Raw genomic sequence first — 16490 nt, 5'->3', positions numbered from 1 at the left:
GAGCGGACGACCAGGTTCGAACTGGCGACCTCAACCTTGGCAAGGTTGCGCTCTACCAACTGAGCTACGTCCGCAGTGCAGCCACTCGGCTTTCACCGGTGGAGCGAGCACTACTCTACCTGATCCAACGAAGTGGTCCGAAGAGTCGTGCAGAGCGGGTGACAGGAATTGCACACTGCGCCTTCCCCCTGGAAGGGGGATGTTCTACTACTGAACTACACCCGCACGCTGCTGGGGGATTTGGCTTTTCGGCCTCGCCCCTCGGCGTGCTCCAGACTCTAGCCGACCTGCGGGGGTGTCGCGCAAGTCGGCTCCCCGGCGGCCCCTCGGAACGGGCCCCCGGGACCCGGCCGGCGGGGCGCCCGGGGCCGCCTGACGGGGCGTCCGGCTCCCGGGCGCGCGGCCTCCCGGGGTCTCCCGACGAGCCGCGCGGGCCGCACGGCCGACGGTCCGGTGGGCCGGTGCTCACCGCGACGCGTCCGGCGGGAGCCGCCGCGGTCCGGCCGGACGGCATCGTCCCCGCGCCCGACCGCCCCCGGCCGGGGGCGTCGCCACGGCTCAACTCGCCGCGTCGAACGCCTCGTAGACCTTCTTCGGGATGCGGCCCCTGGCCGGCACCTCCATCCGGTGCGAGCGGGCCCAGGCGCGGACGGCCGCCGGGTCCGGGGCGAGGGAGGTGTGGTGATAGGCCGTGGGCGTCCTGTCGTGCTTGCCGGTATTTGTCTGCTTTCGGCCGGCGGCCACGTAAGGAGCCAGGGTCTTCCGCAGTTTCTTCGCGTTGGCGGGATTGAGATCGATCTCGTACGTCTTCCCGTCCAGGGCGAAGGTCACCGTTTCCGCCGCTGCTCCCCCGTCGATGTCGTCGGAGAGCGTCACCACTACGCGCTGAGCCACGGATATCGGTCCTTTCCTACGGCACCGGCGCGTACTCCGTGCGCGGATGCCTGCCTTCCGGCTGCCAGGCGGGCGGATGTGGATCGACGAGATGTCGACTGTTCCGTTGTCCCCGGGGCAATGTTGCTTTCCCCGGTAATCATTTGTACAGCGGTGGGTGCCGCATTGTGAAGCCCAGCCAATTACATCCGCGTGTCCGTGAGCAATCCGTGTGCAATCCGGACGTGATTTTTCCAGACCTTTTCCCCGGTGTGCCGCGGCCGATATCTCGGCGTGATCTGCGCGGGGCCCCCGCGATGTCCGTCCCGCCCGATATCTACCCGCGTAGAAATTTTGGCCAGGTACGCTGAGTGGACCCGCGGGGGTCTGGGGAACCCCCCGGAGAGACAGCCGCACCACACCACCACACCGGGAGTGCCAGTGGCACGCGTCGTAGTCGACGTCATGCTCAAGCCCGAGATCCTCGACCCGCAGGGACAGGCGGTGCAGCGCGCACTGCCCCGTCTCGGCTTCGAGGGAATCGCGGACGTTCGTCAGGGAAAGCGTTTCGAGCTGGAGGTCGAGGGGCCGGTCGACGACGCCGCCCTCGCCCGCATTAACGAGCTGGCCGAGACGTTCCTCGCCAACACCGTCATCGAGGACTTCGTCGTGAAGGTGGAGGAGGAGAAGTGACCACCCGTATCGGCGTCGTCACTTTTCCCGGCACCCTCGATGATCAGGACGCCCTGCGCGCGGTCCGGATCGCGGGCGCCGAGCCCGTATCCCTGTGGCACCGCGACAAGGACCTCCACCAGGTCGACGCGGTCGTCCTGGCCGGCGGTTTCTCCTACGGGGACTACCTCCGCGCCGGCGCGATCTCCCGCTTCTCGCCGGTCATGGAAACCCTCATCGAGCAGGCGAAGGCCGGTATGCCGGTCCTCGGCATCTGCAACGGCTTCCAGATCCTGACCGAGGCGCACCTGCTGCCCGGCGCGATGCTCCGCAACAACCACCTCCACTTCATCTGCCGCGACCAGAAGCTGCGGGTGGAGAACGCGGAGACCGCCTGGACCTCGGACTACGCCCCCGGCCAGGAGATCAGCGTCCCGCTCAAGAACATGGACGGCCGGTACACCGCCGACGAGCGCACGCTCGACGAGCTGGAGGCCGAGGGCCGCGTCGCCTTCCGCTACCTGGACGGCAACCCCAACGGCTCGCTCCGCGACATCGCGGGCATCACCAACGCCGCGGGCAACATCGTCGGCCTGATGCCGCACCCGGAGCACGCCGTGGAGCCGCTCATCGGCACCGGCCGCACCGACGGCCTCGGTTTCTTCACCTCGATCATCAAGAAGCTGGTCAACGCATGAGCCTGGATACGGTCAAGCACGCGGCCGAGACCCCGGACGCCGAACAGCCCTGGAAGGAGCTCGGCCTCAAGGAGGACGAGTACGCCCGGATCCGCGAGATCCTGGGCCGCCGTCCCACCGGCGCCGAGCTCGCCATGTACTCCGTGATGTGGTCGGAGCACTGCTCGTACAAGAGCAGCAAGGTCCACCTCAAGCAGTTCGGCGAGAAGGTCCCCGCCAACGACGCCATGCTCGTCGGCATCGGCGAGAACGCGGGCGTCGTCGACGTCGGCCAGGGGTACGCGGTCACCTTCAAGGTCGAGTCGCACAACCACCCCTCGTACATCGAGCCCTACCAGGGCGCGGCCACCGGCATCGGCGGCATCGTCCGCGACATCCTCGCCATGGGCGCCCGCCCGGTCGCGGTCGTCGACCCGCTGCGCTTCGGCGCGGCCGACCACCCCGACACCAAGCGCGTCCTGCCGGGCGTCGTCGCCGGCATCGGCGGCTACGGCAACTGCCTGGGGCTGCCCAACATCGGCGGCGAGGTCGTCTTCGACGCCTGCTACCAGGGCAACCCGCTGGTCAACGCCGGCTGCATCGGCGTGATGAAGCACGAGGACATCCACCTCGCGCAGGCCTCCGGACCCGGCAACAAGGTCATCCTGTACGGCGCCCGCACCGGCGGCGACGGCATCGGCGGCGTCTCCGTGCTGGCGAGCGAGACCTTCGAGTCGACGGGCCCCGCCAAGCGCCCCGCCGTCCAGGTCGGCGACCCGTTCCAGGAGAAGCTCCTCATCGAGTGCACCCTGGAGATCTTCAAGGAGAAGCTCGTCGCGGGCATCCAGGACCTCGGCGGCGCCGGGCTCTCCTGCGCCACCAGCGAGCTGGCCTCCGCCGGTTCCGGCGGTATGCGCGTCGAGCTGGACACCGTGCCGCTGCGCGACTCCTCCCTCTCGCCCGAGGAGATCCTCATGAGCGAGTCGCAGGAGCGCATGTGCGCGATCGTCGAGCCGCAGCACGTGGACCGCTTCCTGGAGATCTGCGAGAAGTGGGACGTCATCGCCACCGTCATCGGTGAGGTCACCGACGGCTCCCAGCTGGAGATCTTCTGGCACGGCGAGCAGATCGTGGACGTGCCGCCGCGCTCGGTCGCCCACGACGGCCCGGTCTACCACCGTCCGTTCGCCCGGCCGTCCTGGCAGGACGCGCTCCAGGCGGACGACGCGGGCAAGCTCGCCCGCCCGGCGAACGCGGCCGAGCTGCGCGAGCAGGTCCTCAGGCTGGTCGCGTCGCCGAACCAGGCCTCCAAGGCGTGGATCACCGACCAGTACGACCGCTTCGTGCAGGGCAACACCGTCCTCGCGATGCCCGAGGACGCGGGCATGGTCCGCATCGACGCCGAGTCGAACCTCGGCGTGGCACTGGCGACCGACGGCAACGGCCGGTACGCCAAGCTCGACCCGTACACCGGCGCACAGCTCGCGCTGGCGGAGTCGTACCGCAACGTCGCCGCCTCCGGCGCCAAGCCGCTCGCGATCTCGGACTGCCTCAACTTCGGCTCCCCCGAGGACCCGGACGTCATGTGGCAGTTCGCCGAGGCCACCCGCGGTCTCGCGGACGGCTGCCTGGAACTGGGCACCCCGGTCACCGGCGGCAACGTCTCGCTGTACAACCAGACCGGTGAGACGGCGATCCACCCGACGCCGGTCGTGGCCGTGCTCGGCGTGATCGACGACGTCAACCGCCGTACGCCGGTCGCCTTCGCGGAAGAGGGCCAGCTCCTCTACCTGCTGGGCGACACGGCCGCGGAGTTCGGCGGCTCGGCCTGGTCCGAGGTCGTCCACCACCACCTCGGCGGCCTGCCGCCCAAGGTGGACCTGGCCCGCGAGAAGCTGCTCGCCGAGATCCTCATCTCGGGCTCGCGCGACGGCATGATCGACGCCGCGCACGACCTGTCCGACGGCGGCCTGATCCAGGCGGTCACCGAGTCCTGCCTGCGCGGCGGGAAGGGCGCCCGGCTGGTCGTGCCGGACGGCCTGGACGCGTTCACGTTCCTCTTCTCCGAGTCGGCGGGCCGCGCGGTCGTCGCGGTCCCGCGCAGCGAGGAGCTCCGCTTCACCGACATGTGCGGGGCCCGCGGACTGCCCGTCGCCCGCATCGGTGTCGTGGACGGCGAGGAGATCGAGCTCCAGGGCGAGTTCTCCATCCCGCTGAGCGAGCTCCGTACGGCGCACGAGGCGACGATCCCCGCGCTGCTCGCCTGAGCCGCGCGCCGACCGGCGCCGCCGAAGCCCCCGCCCGGGCCCTCCGGGCGGGGGCTTCGGCCTTCCCTGTTCCCCTGGCGGTATTTTTGTCAGAGATTACGTAATTACGTAAGGTTGGTGTCATGGAGCTGGAGCAGCGGGTCGCCGAGCTGGAGAGGCGGCTCACGGCGCTGGAGCGGCGGGACTCCGAGTCCCCCGGCCTGGGCGACGGCGACTTCTGGGCGCTGGACGGTCTGAAACAGCAGCTCGCCGAGGTCGGGGAGGCCGCGGCCGACGGGGGAGTGCTCTACACGGGCTCGGTGCGGCTGCCCACCGGGGAGAGTTACGAGTGGCAGTACGGCGCCCTCACCGAGGCCCTGTTCGACGGGGAGTGGGAGGACGCCGCCGATGCGTTCGCCGCGCTGGGGCACCCGGTCCGGCTGCGGCTGCTCCGCGAGATCCTCGGCGGCCTGAGGACGACCGCCGAACTGGCCGCGCTCGACGAGCTCGGCACCACCGGCCAGATCTACCACCACCTGCGCCAGCTGACCGGCGCGGGCTGGCTGAACGCGGTGGGCCGCGGCCGGTACGAGGTCCCGCCGGTCCGCGTGGTGCCTCTGCTGGTGGTGCTCACGGCGGCGCGGCCCTGACCCGACGACGAGAAGACACGAAGACCTGGGGGAGACATGTCCGTCCGCACCGCCGTCCCGATCGCCATGCGGGTGTCCTGGCTGGTCCTGTTCGCGCTGGTGATCGGCGAGTTCGTCACGGATCTGCCCGGACCGGGCTGGGCGACCACCTCGCTGCCCGCGGTGGTCGTCTTCGCCCTCATGGCGGCGACGACGGTCCTGCAGCGCCGGGCCGCCGCCCCCCGGGGCGAGCCGCGGCCCCCGGTCGAGGTCGACCCGCCGGTCACCGGGCGCTGGTCGGCCCTGAACAGTCCGGCGGACAGGACGCCGAGCCACGGGACGCACGTCTACGGGCAGACGTACGCGATCGACATCGTGGCCGACCCGGAGACGGGGGAGGGCGCGCCCCCGGCCCGGCCGGCGTTCCGCTGGCTCTGGCCGGTCTTCCGCCGCAACGGCGCCTTCCCGGCCTTCGGTCTCCCGCTGCTCGCGGTGGGCGACGCCACGGTCGTGAGGGCGAGCGACGGCCAGCGCGACCATGTGAGCCGCAACTCACTGGCAGGGGTCGTCTATCTGCTGCTCATCGAGGGCAACATCCGCTCGATCCTCGGCGCGCACCGGATCATCGGCAACCATGTGATCCTCGACCTGGGCGGGGGGACGTACGCCGTGTACGCCCACGTCCGGCGCGGCTCGCTCCGGGTGAAGCCCGGGGATACCGTGCGCGCCGGCCAGGCGCTCGGGCAGGTGGGAAACTCCGGGAACACCACCGAACCGCACCTCCACTTCCATCTGATGGACGGGCCGGACCTCGACAACGCCCGGGGGGTGCCCTTCACCTGGCGGGGTGTCGGAGTCCCCGCGAACGGCGAGACGTTCACGGTCGCCGAGCGGACCGGGGAGCGGGCCGGGGAGCGGACCGGGGCGCAGGCCGAGTCGCGGGCAGCGGGTCAGGCCGAGTCGCTGCCCGGGGAACGGGCCGCGGGGGCCTGACCCGGGCGGGCGCTGTCGGTGGGGCCGGTTAGTCTCGGCCCCATGCCCCCGGCCAAGAAGCGCCCGCGCGCCTACGACCACCTCAGGACCCGGACGGCGGTCCTCGCCCAGTTCGCCCATGTCCGCGACGCCGTCGCCGTGCTGACGCCGGACCAGCTCGCCCGGCCGACCCGGCTCGGCGACTGGACGGTGCGCGAGCTCGTCGTGCACATCGCGCAGGGGCTCGGCTCGGTCAGCCGGGACCTGGCCCTGCCGGAGCCGCCGGGGCCCAAGCCCGCGACCACCCTCCTGGAGTGGCCGCCGGCCGTCGCGGCGGTCGTCAGGGACCCCGAAGCCCCGGCCCCGGCGGCCGGCCACCCCGACCTCCTCGCGCTGTACGCGGAGGTGGAGGCGGCCTTCCGCACGGACGTCCCGGACTCCTCCACGGGGGACCGGCTGCTGCCCACCCGGGTCGGATCCATGCGGCTGGCCGACTACCTGGTCACCCGGACCGTCGAACTGACCGTCCACACCGATGACCTCAACGAGGCGCTCGGGACGGAGATCCCGTACGACCGGCAGGCGCTGGCCGCCTGCACCCGCCTGCTGGCCGACACCCTCGCCGACCGGGCGCCCGGCGGATCGGTCGAGGTGCGCATCCCGCCGTTCGCGGTGGTCCAGTGCATCGGCGGGCCCAAGCACACCCGGGGCACCCCGCCCAACGTCGTGGAGACCGGCCCGCTGACCTGGATCCGGCTCGCCACCGGGCGTACGGAATGGGCGCGGGCCCTGGAGGACGCCGAGGTCAGCGCCAGTGGGGAGCGCGCCGACCTGGCCGCGCTGCTGCCGCTGCTGGGCTGAGGCGGCCACCGGGAAGCGGAGCGGGCGGAACCGGATCGGCCCCCCGCTCCGTCACATCGCCATGCGCACACAACGGATGACCCTCAGCGTCAGTGTCCTGGCCCTCCTCACCCTCGCCGCCTGCGGTACGGAGTCGGGTTCCGGCTCCGGCAAGGGATCCGGCGAGGGCGGCAGCGTGCAGAGCGACGTCCCCGTCACCGGGGTCGCCTGGAGCGTCGACTCCGTGACCGTCGACGGCAGGAAGACGAAGGCCCCGGAGGGGGCCCGGCTGGAGATCGACCCGAAGGGCCGGGCCACGGCCGACTTCGGCTGCAACCACATCGGCGTGGACGCCCGGGTGAAGGGCGACCGCGTCACCCTGGGCAAGCCCGTCACCACCCAGATGGTGTGCGGCGAGGACATCGAGAAGTTCGAGAAGGCCGCCATCGACGCGATGGGCGGCGAACTCACCGCGAAGCTCTCCGGCGACAAGCTGACCCTCACCAAGGAAGGCGGCCACACCATGGAGCTCAGCGAGGAGAAGGCGGCCGACCTGGTCGGCACCCGGTGGACGGTGACCACGCTGCTCGACGGGAAGACCGCCACGACCGTGCCGGCGGACCTGCCCGAGGAGCGGACCCCGCACCTGACCTTCGCCGACGACGGCACCGTACGGGGAAACTCCGGCTGCAACTCCTTCAGTGGCAAGGCCGCGGTCAAGGGCTCCACCATCGTCTTCGGATCGACGGCGGGCACCCGGAAGATGTGCCCGGAGGCGGAGATGACGGTGGAGCGTGCCGTGCTCGCCGCGCTCAGCGGCCCGGCGACGTACACGATCAAGGGCAGCACGCTCACCCTCACCGCCGACGACGGCAAGGGAATCGGCGCCACGGCTGCCCCCGCCGGGACCGGCTCCCAGCACGGCTGACCCGGAAGGACGCGACCGGGACCCGGGGCGGACGCGGAACGGCCGCCCCGGGAGGTGCCGAGCGGGTGGGCGCCCGCGCTGAAGGCGGGTCAGGAAGCCGTCGGATAGGGGAGCAGACCGGAGTCGGTCCGCTCCCACGACGCCCGCAGCTCGGCCAGCAGCTGCGGGGCGGCCTTCGCGCGGTCGGCCTGCTCGCGCCGGTCCTCGGCCAGGTTGAACAGCTGGTCGGCCCCGCTCCTCCCCCGGTAGTACTTCCAGTCGCCGCGCCGCAGCGCCCGCTCGCCGCGCACCCGCCAGAACAGGTCGCGTTCCCCCGGTGTCTCGCCCCGCAGCAGATACCCCGCGAGGCTGACGCCGTCCAGCGGGTGGGCGGGGTCCGGCCGTGCCCCGCCCAGCTCCAGCAGGGTGGCCGTCCAGTCGGGGGAGAACACCGGGAGGTCGCTGACCTGGTGCCCGTCGACGCGCGCGGGCCAGCGCAGCACCGAGGGGACCCGGATGCCGCCCTCCTGGAGCGAGCCCTTGTTGCCGGCGAGCGGCCAGTTGTAGGAGAACCGCTCGCCGCCGTTGTCGCTGGCGAAGAAGACCAGGGTGTCCTTCTCCTGCCCCGACCGCTTCAGCGCCTTCAGCACCTCGCCGACCGAGCGGTCGAGGTCCTCGACCATCTCCGTGTACTTCTCGACCGAGCCGCCGTCGGCGTGCCGGAGGGCGGACCGGTCGCCGGCCTTGATCCGCCGGACGATCGAGGCGCTCGCCTCCGTGTCCCCGTCGGCGATCCAGGGCCAGTGCGGGGTGGTGAAGTTCAGGTTGAGCAGCCACGGCCTGTCGGCGTGGTCGCGCTGTACGTACTCGCTCGCGCGCTCCGTGAGGACCCGGGTGTAGTACCGCAGGTCCTTGTACTCGGCGTCGCCCTCGTACAGGTCGTACTCGCCCGCCAGGCCCAGCTTGGAGTAGTACTCCAGGGCCCCGCCGAAGTTGCCGAAGAACTCGTCGTACCCCGACTTCGTCGGGCTGTAGTCCGGCAGGTACCCGCAGTGCCACTTGCCGATCAACGCGGTCGCGTAGCCGACCCCGCGCAGCAGGGAGGCGAGCGTCGGGTGGGTGGGCTCCAGACCCACCGACCGGTCGGCGATGGGCTCGGCGAGGCCGCCTCGCGTACGCCCCGGATAGCGGCCCGTGTAGAGGCTGAACCGGGTCGGGGAGCAGGTCGCCGACCCGGAGTACGCGTCGGTGAAGCGCACGCCCTGCCGTGCCAGCCGGTCCAGGTGGGGCGTGCGGATGTGCGGAGAGCCGTACGAGGAGAGATCCGCCCAGCCGAGGTCGTCGCCGAGGATGAAGAGGATGTTGGGGCGGCGCGCGTGCCTGCCGCGCGCGGCCCGGAACGGGCGCTCACGGGGTACGTCGTCGGCGGCCGTTCCGGCGGCGGACGCCGCCGCGGCCACCGGTATCCCGGCCGCGGTGACGGCAGTCGCGCCGACGGCGGTGGTGAAGGCGCGCCGGCTCAGGGGTGTTCCGGATCGCCCGTCGGGACGTTCGTGGGCATCGCGAGAGGTCATGAGGGCTCCTGGGAGGGCCCCGGGCGCCGGTCGCAGGGCGGGGCGCGGGGCAGTGGGCGCGACGTCCCGGCGGGCGGCGGCCCGCGGACGGGCTCACCCGCCCGCGGGGAGCGGAGGAGAGAGGGGGGGAAGAACGGTGTGCGCACGCCGAAGCCCGGGGCGGAGGCCCTGCGGGGGTCCGGGGGTGCGGCAGCCTCAGGCGCGGCGACAGATGGCGCTCGCTACACGTCCCAGATCGACGTGCCGGCGCTCCACGAGCGTGATCGAAAGATCACCGAGGGGCTGCATGGGGAAGGAGCCTGCCAACAGGGCATGGGCCTGTCAACGGTGGTCTCGCCCTGCGGACGGCGGACCGGGCCCGCCGTCGCCCGCGCCGCTTCACCCGGAACCCGGAGGTGTGAGGCTCACCACGAAACGAGCGTTCGGCCAGTGGTCCGGGCGGTGAGCGGGCGGGTTCACCGAGCGCCACGCCCGCCGGTCCGCCCCCACCGGCCCCTACCTGTCGGTAACCGGGCTCCCGGCCCGCAAGTGAGCCCCGCGCTCGCCTCCCAGGGCCCGCTCGCCCCCCACGATGATCACGCAGCGTCACCGATCGAAGTCCCGCGAATCGCCCGCCCCGAGGGGCGGGCGGGCCCGTTCCCCATGCCCCGCCGTGGGTTTGCCCACCGGTCCCCAATTCGGACCAGTGGTCGATCTCGCCTACACTCGGTGCCGTGCCCCGTGGTGATGGACGACTCAACCACGACCTGCTCCCCGGAGAGAAAGGCCCCCAGGACGCTTGCGGCGTCTTCGGTGTCTGGGCTCCGGGCGAAGAGGTCGCCAAGCTCACCTATTTCGGACTGTATGCCCTGCAGCACCGCGGACAGGAATCCGCGGGCATCGCAGTGAGCAACGGGTCCCAGATCCTGGTCTTCAAGGACATGGGACTGGTCTCGCAGGTCTTCGACGAAACGTCTCTGGGATCCCTCCAGGGCCATATCGCGGTCGGTCATGCCCGCTACTCCACCACCGGCGCCTCGGTGTGGGAGAACGCGCAGCCGACGTTCCGTGCCACCGCGCACGGCTCGATCGCCCTCGGCCACAACGGGAACCTGGTCAACACCGCCCAGCTCGCGGAGATGGTCGCCGACCTCCCGCGCAAGGACGGCCGCGCCACCCAGGTCGCCGCGACCAACGACACCGACCTGGTGACCGCGCTGCTCGCCGGGCAGCGCGACGAGGACGACAAGCCGCTGACCATCGAGGAAGCCGCCGCCAAGGTGCTCCCCGACGTCAAGGGCGCCTTCTCGCTCGTCTTCATGGACGAGCACACGCTCTACGCCGCCCGCGACCCGCAGGGCATCCGCCCGCTGGTCCTCGGCCGGCTGGAGCGCGGCTGGGTCGTCGCCTCCGAGTCCGCCGCGCTCGACATCTGCGGCGCCAGCTACGTACGCGAGATCGAGCCGGGCGAGCTCGTCGCCATCGACGAGAACGGCCTGCGCACCTCGCGATTCGCGGAAGCGAAGCCCAAGGGCTGTGTCTTCGAGTACGTCTACCTGGCCCGCCCCGACACCGACATCGCCGGGCGCAACGTCTACCTCTCCCGGGTGGAGATGGGCCGGAAGCTGGCCGCCGAGGCCCCCGTCGAGGCGGACCTCGTCATAGCGACCCCGGAATCCGGCACCCCCGCCGCGATCGGGTACGCGGAGGCCAGCGGCATCCCGTTCGGCGCCGGACTGGTCAAGAACGCCTACGTCGGCCGGACCTTCATCCAGCCCTCGCAGACCATCCGCCAGCTCGGCATCCGGCTCAAGCTGAATCCGCTGAAGGAAGTCATCAAGGGCAAGCGCCTGGTGGTCGTCGACGACTCGATCGTCCGCGGCAACACCCAGCGCGCCCTGGTCCGGATGCTCCGCGAGGCCGGCGCCGCCGAGATCCACATCCGGATCTCCTCCCCGCCGGTGAAGTGGCCCTGCTTCTTCGGCATCGACTTCGCGACCCGCGCCGAGCTGATCGCCAACGGCATGACCGTCGACGAGATCTGCACCTCCATGGGCGCCGACTCGCTCTCGTACATCTCGATCGACTCGATGATCGAGGCGACGACGATCGACAAGCCGAACCTCTGCCGCGCCTGCTTCGACGGTGAGTACCCGATGGAGCTCCCGGACCCGGAGCTGCTCGGCAAGCAGCTGCTGGAGACCGAGCTGGCGGCAGGCCCGGCGGCGACCGCCGCGGCCGACGCGCTGCGCCGTCCGTGACCCGGACGCGCCGCCGCGTCCCCCACCAGCCCCGTATCTCCACACGAAAGATCCCAGGCCATGTCTGAGACAACAGGTGCTTCCTACGCGGCGGCCGGCGTCGACATCGAAGCCGGTGACCGTGCCGTCGAGCTGATGAAGGAGTGGGTGAAGAAGACCCAGCGCCCCGAGGTCGCCGGTCTCGGCGGGCTCGGCGGCTTCGCCGGCCTCTTCGACGCCTCGGCGCTGAAGCGCTACGAGCGTCCGCTCCTCGCCTCCGCCACCGACGGCGTGGGCACCAAGGTCGACCTGGCCCGCCGGATGGGCGTGTACGACACCATCGGCCACGACCTCGTCGGCATGGTCGTGGACGACCTCGTCGTCTGCGGCGCCGAGCCGCTGTTCATGACCGACTACATCTGCGTCGGCAAGGTGCACCCCGAGCGTGTCGCGGCCATCGTGAAGGGCATCGCCGAAGGCTGCGTCCTGGCGGGCTGCTCCCTGGTCGGCGGCGAGACGGCCGAGCACCCGGGGCTGCTGGGCCCGGACGACTTCGACGTCGCCGGCGCCGGTACGGGCGTGGTCGAGGCCGACCGCCTGCTCGGCCCGGACCGCATCCGCGAGGGGGACGCGGTCATCGCCATGGCCTCCTCCGGTCTTCACTCCAACGGGTACTCGCTCGTCCGCCACGTGGTCTTCGACCGGGCCGGCTGGTCCCTGGACCGCGAGGTCGAGGAGTTCGGCCGCACGCTCGGCGAGGAGCTCCTGGAGCCCACCCGGATCTACTCCCTGGACTGCCTGGCCCTCACCCGCACGACCGAGGTGCACGGCTTCAGCCACGTCACCGGCGGCGGTCTGGCGAACAACCTGGCCCGGGTCATCCCGGACGGCCTGCACGCCACCGTGGACCGCTCCACGTGGACGCCCGGCGCCGTCTTCGACCTGGTCGGCAAGGCCGGTCGGGTCGAGCGGCTGGAGCTGGAGAAGACGCTCAACATGGGCGTCGGCATGATCGCGATCGTCCCGGCCGACTCGGTGGACGCGGCGCTCACGACGCTGGCCGACCGCGGGGTCGACTCCTGGGTCGCCGGCGAGATCACCGCCCGCGGTGAGCACACCACGGGCGCCGAGCTGACCGGTGACTACGCCCGCTAGAGCGCGTCACACCGTGGTGCGCGGGGCGGCGGCCCGCCCCGCGCACCACGGCGCCACGACGGCCGGGGCGCCGGATCGGGACACACAGAACCCGGCCCGGGACAGGCCCGGACCGGGTTGATGTGTCAGCGCGAGGTCAAGCGCCGCGGCGCTGTGACGACGGACCGGACTGGTCGTCCTGATCCTCGTCATCGTCCTGGTTGTAGCGATCCGCGTACTGTGCGTACGGGTCATCTTCCTCGTCGTCGTCCTCGAACGGCTCAGCGTTCGGTGGCTGACTCGAAGGCGATGCGCCCAGCTCATTGGCCAGACGCGACAGGTCAGTCCCGCCGGTGCTGTACTTCAGCTGGCGGGCGACCTTGGTCTGCTTGGCCTTTGCCCGGCCGCGCCCCATGGCTCGACCCCCTCGGTGACGGGGCTCGACGGCCCCAGAGTCTTGACACGCGTTCATGTTTCGGGACGGACTCTCAGTAGAGAGACCGTGCCCGTAGAGCTTTAACGGTACCTGCTTCCGTGGCCATACGGTACGCCGCCCGCATTCCGGTCCCGGCACAGGGCCAGCGAGGAGCCCCGTCCTCCCTGGTCAACTGCGATTTTAACCTCTTGTGGAGGTACGACCCGCCGACCGGCGTGAGTCTTGTCTCGCCGGCCGGCGGGCCGTGGGGGCGGCCGGGGCCGCCCGGTCAGCGGGTGCGCGCCTCCGCCATCCGCTGTTCGGCGAGCCGGTCGGCCGCCGCGGCCGGCGGAATCCCGTCCGCCTTCGCACGTGCGAATATTTCCAGCGTGGTGTCGAAGATCTTCGTCGCCTTCGCCCTGCACCGCTCGAAGTCGAACCCGTGCAGCTCGTCGGCCACCTGGATGACGCCACCCGCGTTGACCACGTAGTCGGGCGCGTAAAGAACCGACCGGTCGGCCAGGTCCTTCTCCACACCCGGGTGCGCCAGCTGGTTGTTGGCCGCGCCGCACACCACCTTCGCGGTGAGCACCGGCACGGTGTCGTCGTTCAGCGCGCCGCCGAGCGCGCACGGCGCGTAGACGTCCAGGCCCTCGGTGCGGATCAGCGCGTCGGTGTCCGCCGCCACGGTCACCTCGGGGTGCAGGTCGGTGATCCGGCGCAGCGACTCCTCGCGGACGTCGGTGATCACGACCTCGGCCCCGTCGGAGAGGAGGTGCTCGACGAGGTGGCGGCCCACCTTGCCGACCCCGGCGACGCCGACCTTGCGGCCGCGCAGCGTCGGGTCGCCCCACAGGTGCTGGGCGGAGGCCCGCATGCCCTGGAAGACGCCGTACGCGGTGAGCACCGAGGAGTCGCCCGCGCCGCCGTTCTCGGGGGAGCGGCCGGTGGTCCAGCGGCACTCCCGGGCGACGACGTCCATGTCGGCGACATAGGTGCCGACGTCGCAGGCGGTGACGTAGCGGCCGCCGAGCGAGGCGACGAACCGGCCGTAGGCGAGGAGGAGTTCCTCGCTCTTGATCTTCTCGGGGTCGCCGATGATGACGGCCTTGCCGCCACCGTGGTCGAGACCGGCCAGGGCGTTCTTGTACGACATCCCGCGCGACAGGTTCAGCGCGTCGGCGACGGCCTCGGCCTCGGAGGCGTACGGGTAGAAGCGGGTGCCGCCGAGGGCCGGGCCCAGGGCGGTGGAGTGGAGGGCGATGACGGCCTTGAGGCCGCTGGCACGGTCCTGGCAGATCACGACTTGCTCGTGGCCTCCCTGATCCGAGTGGAACAGGGTGTGCAGGACGCCGTCGGTCACATCGGTCACTGTGGTGACTCCCAAACAAACGAGGCGGCTGAGGCTCTCCTAGGGGTGGGGAGAGCCCCGGACCGACCGGCACGGCCGGTCCGATGGGCAAGAGCGTAAGTCCTCCGGCGGCGCGGATCCGCCCCCGTGCGGAGGATCACCCTCTGGGGGTGTACCGCCGTGACACGATGCGCTGCATGTCGGTGGTGTCTTCGGTGCTCGTCCCTTACACGTCCTACCTCCGGATCTACGAGCCGCTCGCCGCGTTCGCCGAGCCCGAGCGGAGTCACTGGGCGCGCTACGCCCAGCGCGGGGAGCTCCCCACGGCCCAGGACGAACTGCGCCGTTCGCTGGCCGACTTGGCGTCGACACCGCCGGTCGGGGTGCCCGCGCGCGAGAGCGGTGACGCGTTCGTGGCGGAGCTGGACGGGGTGGTGTGCGTCTGCCCGTGGCGGACCAGGTTGCGGGGCTGGCTGGCCCTGGAGGAACTGGGGGGCATGTTTCCGGCCAACGTGCTCGACGCCGTGCTGCCCGCGGTGGTGCGCGGTCAGGCGGCGGCGGATCACGAGCGCTGGCAGCGGCTCCACCCGGACGCGAGGCCCTGGATCCGCTCGACGGTGTGGCAGGTCCCGGTGCGCTGGTTCGTCCTCTTCCACGACGAGGAGCGGGAGTACGCGGCGGCGGACGGCGAGGGGGCGGGGCCCGTGCTGCGCTACCGCACCCCGATGGTCGAGGCCCGGCGCCGGTTGGCGCGGGCGCTGCGGACGCTGCGCGGACACGTCCCCGAGGGCCCGCTGACCGAGGGGCTGGTGGACGTGGGGCGCTGGTTGGAGGAGTTCCATCCGCGCTCCCTGGTCGAGCTGGACTACGGGGGGCTGGTGCACGCGTTGCCGGCGGAGCGGCTCGCCGGGGACCGGTCGGCGGCGGACGTGACGGAGGGGCTCACGGCCCTGCGGGACGGTGACGGCGAGGGCGCGGGGGAGGCGTACGCGCGGCTCGCGGAGCGCTGGCGGGCGGTTCGGGACCTCCAGTTCACCAATTGACGTGAAAAGGCCCACAGTGGCATCAAGGTGATGGAACCGGGGCATCCTTCATCCAGGACGGCCGAGAGGCCGGCGAACGGGCCGCGAGGCCGGAGCGTACGGAAGGAGGAAGGAGCCGGATCGCCTCGACGGAGGGCGACGAGGAAGGGCCCGGCGAACAGTTGACGGGCCGTGAACCTGCGTCCTGTGTGGCGCGTGTGAAGTGTGGGGCGGAAGCGTACTCCGCTGGGCCCGGGACCTACGTCCTGAACCGGGCCTTTGCCTCAAGCGTGATGGACAGCACTAACGGGGCCCTTGCGCCTATCCCTACTCCTCATGCCAAAATAGGACAAGGAGTCCGGGGAGGGCTCCTTCTGTCCAAGTAAGGGCAGGATGCTCGACATTGCACCCTATGGGGGGTCTGACGACTCCTGATCGCTCTGTGACTGATCGTCACTGGGGCGTGACTGTCCGCTATGGCATGGTCCATCGGCTTCCGTCGCTGATGAACACCTGGGAGGGCAATTCCATCGGTTTGGCCGACGTGGCTGGACGGATGGTGTAGTTGTAGTGCCGAGGACAAGCCGTTCGTCCTATAACCGACTCGGCCCGCGTCCGCCATTTCGGGCAACGCGGGTCAAGGTGCAGAATTTAGAGGAAAGAACCGAGAAGGTTCGGTTCTCCCGAGGAGGCCGCTCATGACCGCTCGCACCCCTGATGCCGAGCCGCTGCTGACCCCGGCTGAGGTTGCCACGATGTTCCGCGTGGACCCGAAGACGGTCACCCGTTGGGCCAAGGCTGGCAAGCTCACGTCCATCCGCACGCTCGGTGGACATCGCCGGTACCGCGAGGCCGAGGTCCGCGCACTGCTTGCGGGTATTCCGCAGCAGCGCAGCGAGGCCTGACACACCCCTGCCCCGCAGCAACACAGCAGCACAGCATCACCATCCGGGCAGCTG

The 16490-nt window shown here is 71.2% G+C and carries 16 protein-coding genes and 2 tRNA genes; 11 read left to right on the top strand and 7 right to left on the bottom strand.

Annotated features, from left to right (window positions below):
• Position 1 precedes the first annotated feature (1 nt).
• The 3 genes from DTB53_RS35285 to DTB53_RS35275 form a co-directional block, all read right to left on the bottom strand.
• Positions 2-74 (bottom strand) — tRNA-Gly (locus tag DTB53_RS35285).
• A gap of 79 nt (positions 75-153) precedes the next feature.
• Positions 154-225, bottom strand: a tRNA-Gly gene (locus DTB53_RS35280).
• Positions 226-558: 333 nt separating this feature from the next.
• Positions 559-894, bottom strand: a complete 336-nt coding sequence (locus tag DTB53_RS35275; RefSeq protein WP_003968032.1) for a histone-like nucleoid-structuring protein Lsr2 — start codon at positions 892-894, stop codon at positions 559-561.
• 420 nt (positions 895-1314) lie between these two features.
• Between DTB53_RS35275 and purS the strand changes: the two genes are divergently transcribed.
• The 7 genes from purS (at position 1315) to DTB53_RS35240 (ending at position 7837) form a co-directional block, all read left to right on the top strand.
• The gene (purS, locus tag DTB53_RS35270; RefSeq protein WP_003968034.1) at positions 1315-1566 is read left to right on the top strand and encodes a phosphoribosylformylglycinamidine synthase subunit PurS; all 252 of its coding nucleotides are present in this window, start codon (positions 1315-1317) and stop codon (positions 1564-1566) included.
• A complete protein-coding gene (gene purQ, locus DTB53_RS35265; protein ID WP_003968036.1) occupies positions 1563-2243 on the top strand; it encodes a phosphoribosylformylglycinamidine synthase subunit PurQ in 681 nt (226 codons plus the stop codon). The genes purS and purQ overlap by 4 nt, the downstream gene beginning before the upstream one ends.
• Complete coding sequence (gene purL / locus DTB53_RS35260; protein ID WP_012380203.1) at positions 2240-4489, top strand: phosphoribosylformylglycinamidine synthase subunit PurL; 2250 nt, start codon at positions 2240-2242, stop codon at positions 4487-4489. The genes purQ and purL overlap by 4 nt, the downstream gene beginning before the upstream one ends.
• Positions 4490-4611: 122 nt before the next feature.
• Positions 4612-5118, top strand: a complete 507-nt coding sequence (locus tag DTB53_RS35255; protein WP_003968038.1) for an ArsR/SmtB family transcription factor — start codon at positions 4612-4614, stop codon at positions 5116-5118.
• A gap of 36 nt (positions 5119-5154) precedes the next feature.
• Positions 5155-6090 carry a murein hydrolase activator EnvC family protein gene (locus DTB53_RS35250; protein WP_012380204.1) on the top strand — a complete coding sequence of 312 codons (936 nt, stop codon included), beginning with the start codon at positions 5155-5157 and terminating at the stop codon, positions 6088-6090.
• 42 nt (positions 6091-6132) lie between these two features.
• On the top strand, positions 6133-6930 hold the full coding sequence (locus DTB53_RS35245) for a maleylpyruvate isomerase family mycothiol-dependent enzyme (protein ID WP_012380205.1): 798 nt from the start codon (positions 6133-6135) through the stop codon (positions 6928-6930).
• Positions 6931-6991: 61 nt separating this feature from the next.
• Entirely contained in the window at positions 6992-7837 is an 846-nt protein-coding gene (locus DTB53_RS35240; RefSeq protein WP_012380206.1) for an META domain-containing protein, read from the top strand.
• Positions 7838-7926: 89 nt separating this feature from the next.
• Here the strand turns inward: DTB53_RS35240 and DTB53_RS35235 are convergent, their stop codons facing one another.
• Together DTB53_RS35235 and DTB53_RS38070 are read right to left on the bottom strand one after the other, a co-directional pair.
• Positions 7927-9390: a sulfatase-like hydrolase/transferase gene (locus tag DTB53_RS35235; protein WP_003968042.1), complete on the bottom strand. Its 1464-nt coding sequence runs from the start codon at positions 9388-9390 to the stop codon at positions 7927-7929.
• 195 nt (positions 9391-9585) lie between these two features.
• Complete coding sequence (locus DTB53_RS38070; RefSeq protein ID WP_350827157.1) at positions 9586-9678, bottom strand: putative leader peptide; 93 nt, start codon at positions 9676-9678, stop codon at positions 9586-9588.
• A gap of 425 nt (positions 9679-10103) precedes the next feature.
• On the opposite strand from DTB53_RS38070, the gene purF reads away from it, so the two are divergent.
• Entirely contained in the window at positions 10104-11630 is a 1527-nt protein-coding gene (purF, locus tag DTB53_RS35230; RefSeq protein ID WP_003968043.1) for an amidophosphoribosyltransferase, read from the top strand.
• A gap of 60 nt (positions 11631-11690) precedes the next feature.
• Entirely contained in the window at positions 11691-12764 is a 1074-nt protein-coding gene (gene purM, locus DTB53_RS35225; protein WP_012380208.1) for a phosphoribosylformylglycinamidine cyclo-ligase, read from the top strand.
• Between the two features lie 136 nt (positions 12765-12900).
• Here the strand turns inward: purM and DTB53_RS35220 are convergent, their stop codons facing one another.
• Positions 12901-13158 carry a DUF3073 domain-containing protein gene (locus DTB53_RS35220; protein ID WP_003968045.1) on the bottom strand — a complete coding sequence of 86 codons (258 nt, stop codon included), beginning with the start codon at positions 13156-13158 and terminating at the stop codon, positions 12901-12903.
• A gap of 289 nt (positions 13159-13447) precedes the next feature.
• A complete protein-coding gene (locus DTB53_RS35215) occupies positions 13448-14530 on the bottom strand; it encodes a Leu/Phe/Val dehydrogenase (RefSeq protein WP_003968046.1) in 1083 nt (360 codons plus the stop codon).
• Positions 14531-14706: 176 nt separating this feature from the next.
• Here DTB53_RS35215 and DTB53_RS35210 point away from each other — a divergent pair, with 176 nt between their 5' ends.
• Positions 14707-15552 carry a DUF8083 family protein gene (locus DTB53_RS35210; protein ID WP_012380210.1) on the top strand — a complete coding sequence of 282 codons (846 nt, stop codon included), beginning with the start codon at positions 14707-14709 and terminating at the stop codon, positions 15550-15552.
• A gap of 677 nt (positions 15553-16229) precedes the next feature.
• Positions 16230-16436 (top strand): developmental transcriptional regulator BldC, encoded by a 207-nt coding sequence (gene bldC, locus DTB53_RS35205; RefSeq protein ID WP_003949541.1) that lies wholly within the window; start codon positions 16230-16232, stop codon positions 16434-16436.
• Positions 16437-16490: the final 54 nt, after the last annotated feature.

It is taken from the genome of Streptomyces griseus (assembly GCF_900460065.1).
GTDB lineage: Bacteria > Actinomycetota > Actinomycetes > Streptomycetales > Streptomycetaceae > Streptomyces > Streptomyces griseus.
This window is presented reverse-complemented; position numbering and strand designations above follow the sequence as displayed.

What these genes read in the sequence shown, in the direction of transcription:
- purL (WP_012380203.1), top strand. Translation starts at nt 2,240, where the DNA reads ATGAGCCTGGATACGGTCAAGCACGCGGCCGAGACCCCGGACGCCGAA.
- DTB53_RS35255 (WP_003968038.1), top strand. Translation starts at nt 4,612, where the DNA reads ATGGAGCTGGAGCAGCGGGTCGCCGAGCTGGAGAGGCGGCTCACGGCG.
- DTB53_RS35250 (WP_012380204.1), top strand. Translation starts at nt 5,155, where the DNA reads ATGTCCGTCCGCACCGCCGTCCCGATCGCCATGCGGGTGTCCTGGCTG.
- DTB53_RS35245 (WP_012380205.1), top strand. Translation starts at nt 6,133, where the DNA reads ATGCCCCCGGCCAAGAAGCGCCCGCGCGCCTACGACCACCTCAGGACC.
- DTB53_RS35240 (WP_012380206.1), top strand. Translation starts at nt 6,992, where the DNA reads ATGCGCACACAACGGATGACCCTCAGCGTCAGTGTCCTGGCCCTCCTC.
- DTB53_RS35235 (WP_003968042.1), bottom strand. Translation starts at nt 9,390, where the DNA reads ATGACCTCTCGCGATGCCCACGAACGTCCCGACGGGCGATCCGGAACA.
- DTB53_RS38070 (WP_350827157.1), bottom strand. Translation starts at nt 9,678, where the DNA reads ATGCAGCCCCTCGGTGATCTTTCGATCACGCTCGTGGAGCGCCGGCAC.
- purM (WP_012380208.1), top strand. Translation starts at nt 11,691, where the DNA reads ATGTCTGAGACAACAGGTGCTTCCTACGCGGCGGCCGGCGTCGACATC.
- DTB53_RS35220 (WP_003968045.1), bottom strand. Translation starts at nt 13,158, where the DNA reads ATGGGGCGCGGCCGGGCAAAGGCCAAGCAGACCAAGGTCGCCCGCCAG.
- DTB53_RS35210 (WP_012380210.1), top strand. Translation starts at nt 14,707, where the DNA reads ATGTCGGTGGTGTCTTCGGTGCTCGTCCCTTACACGTCCTACCTCCGG.
- bldC (WP_003949541.1), top strand. Translation starts at nt 16,230, where the DNA reads ATGACCGCTCGCACCCCTGATGCCGAGCCGCTGCTGACCCCGGCTGAG.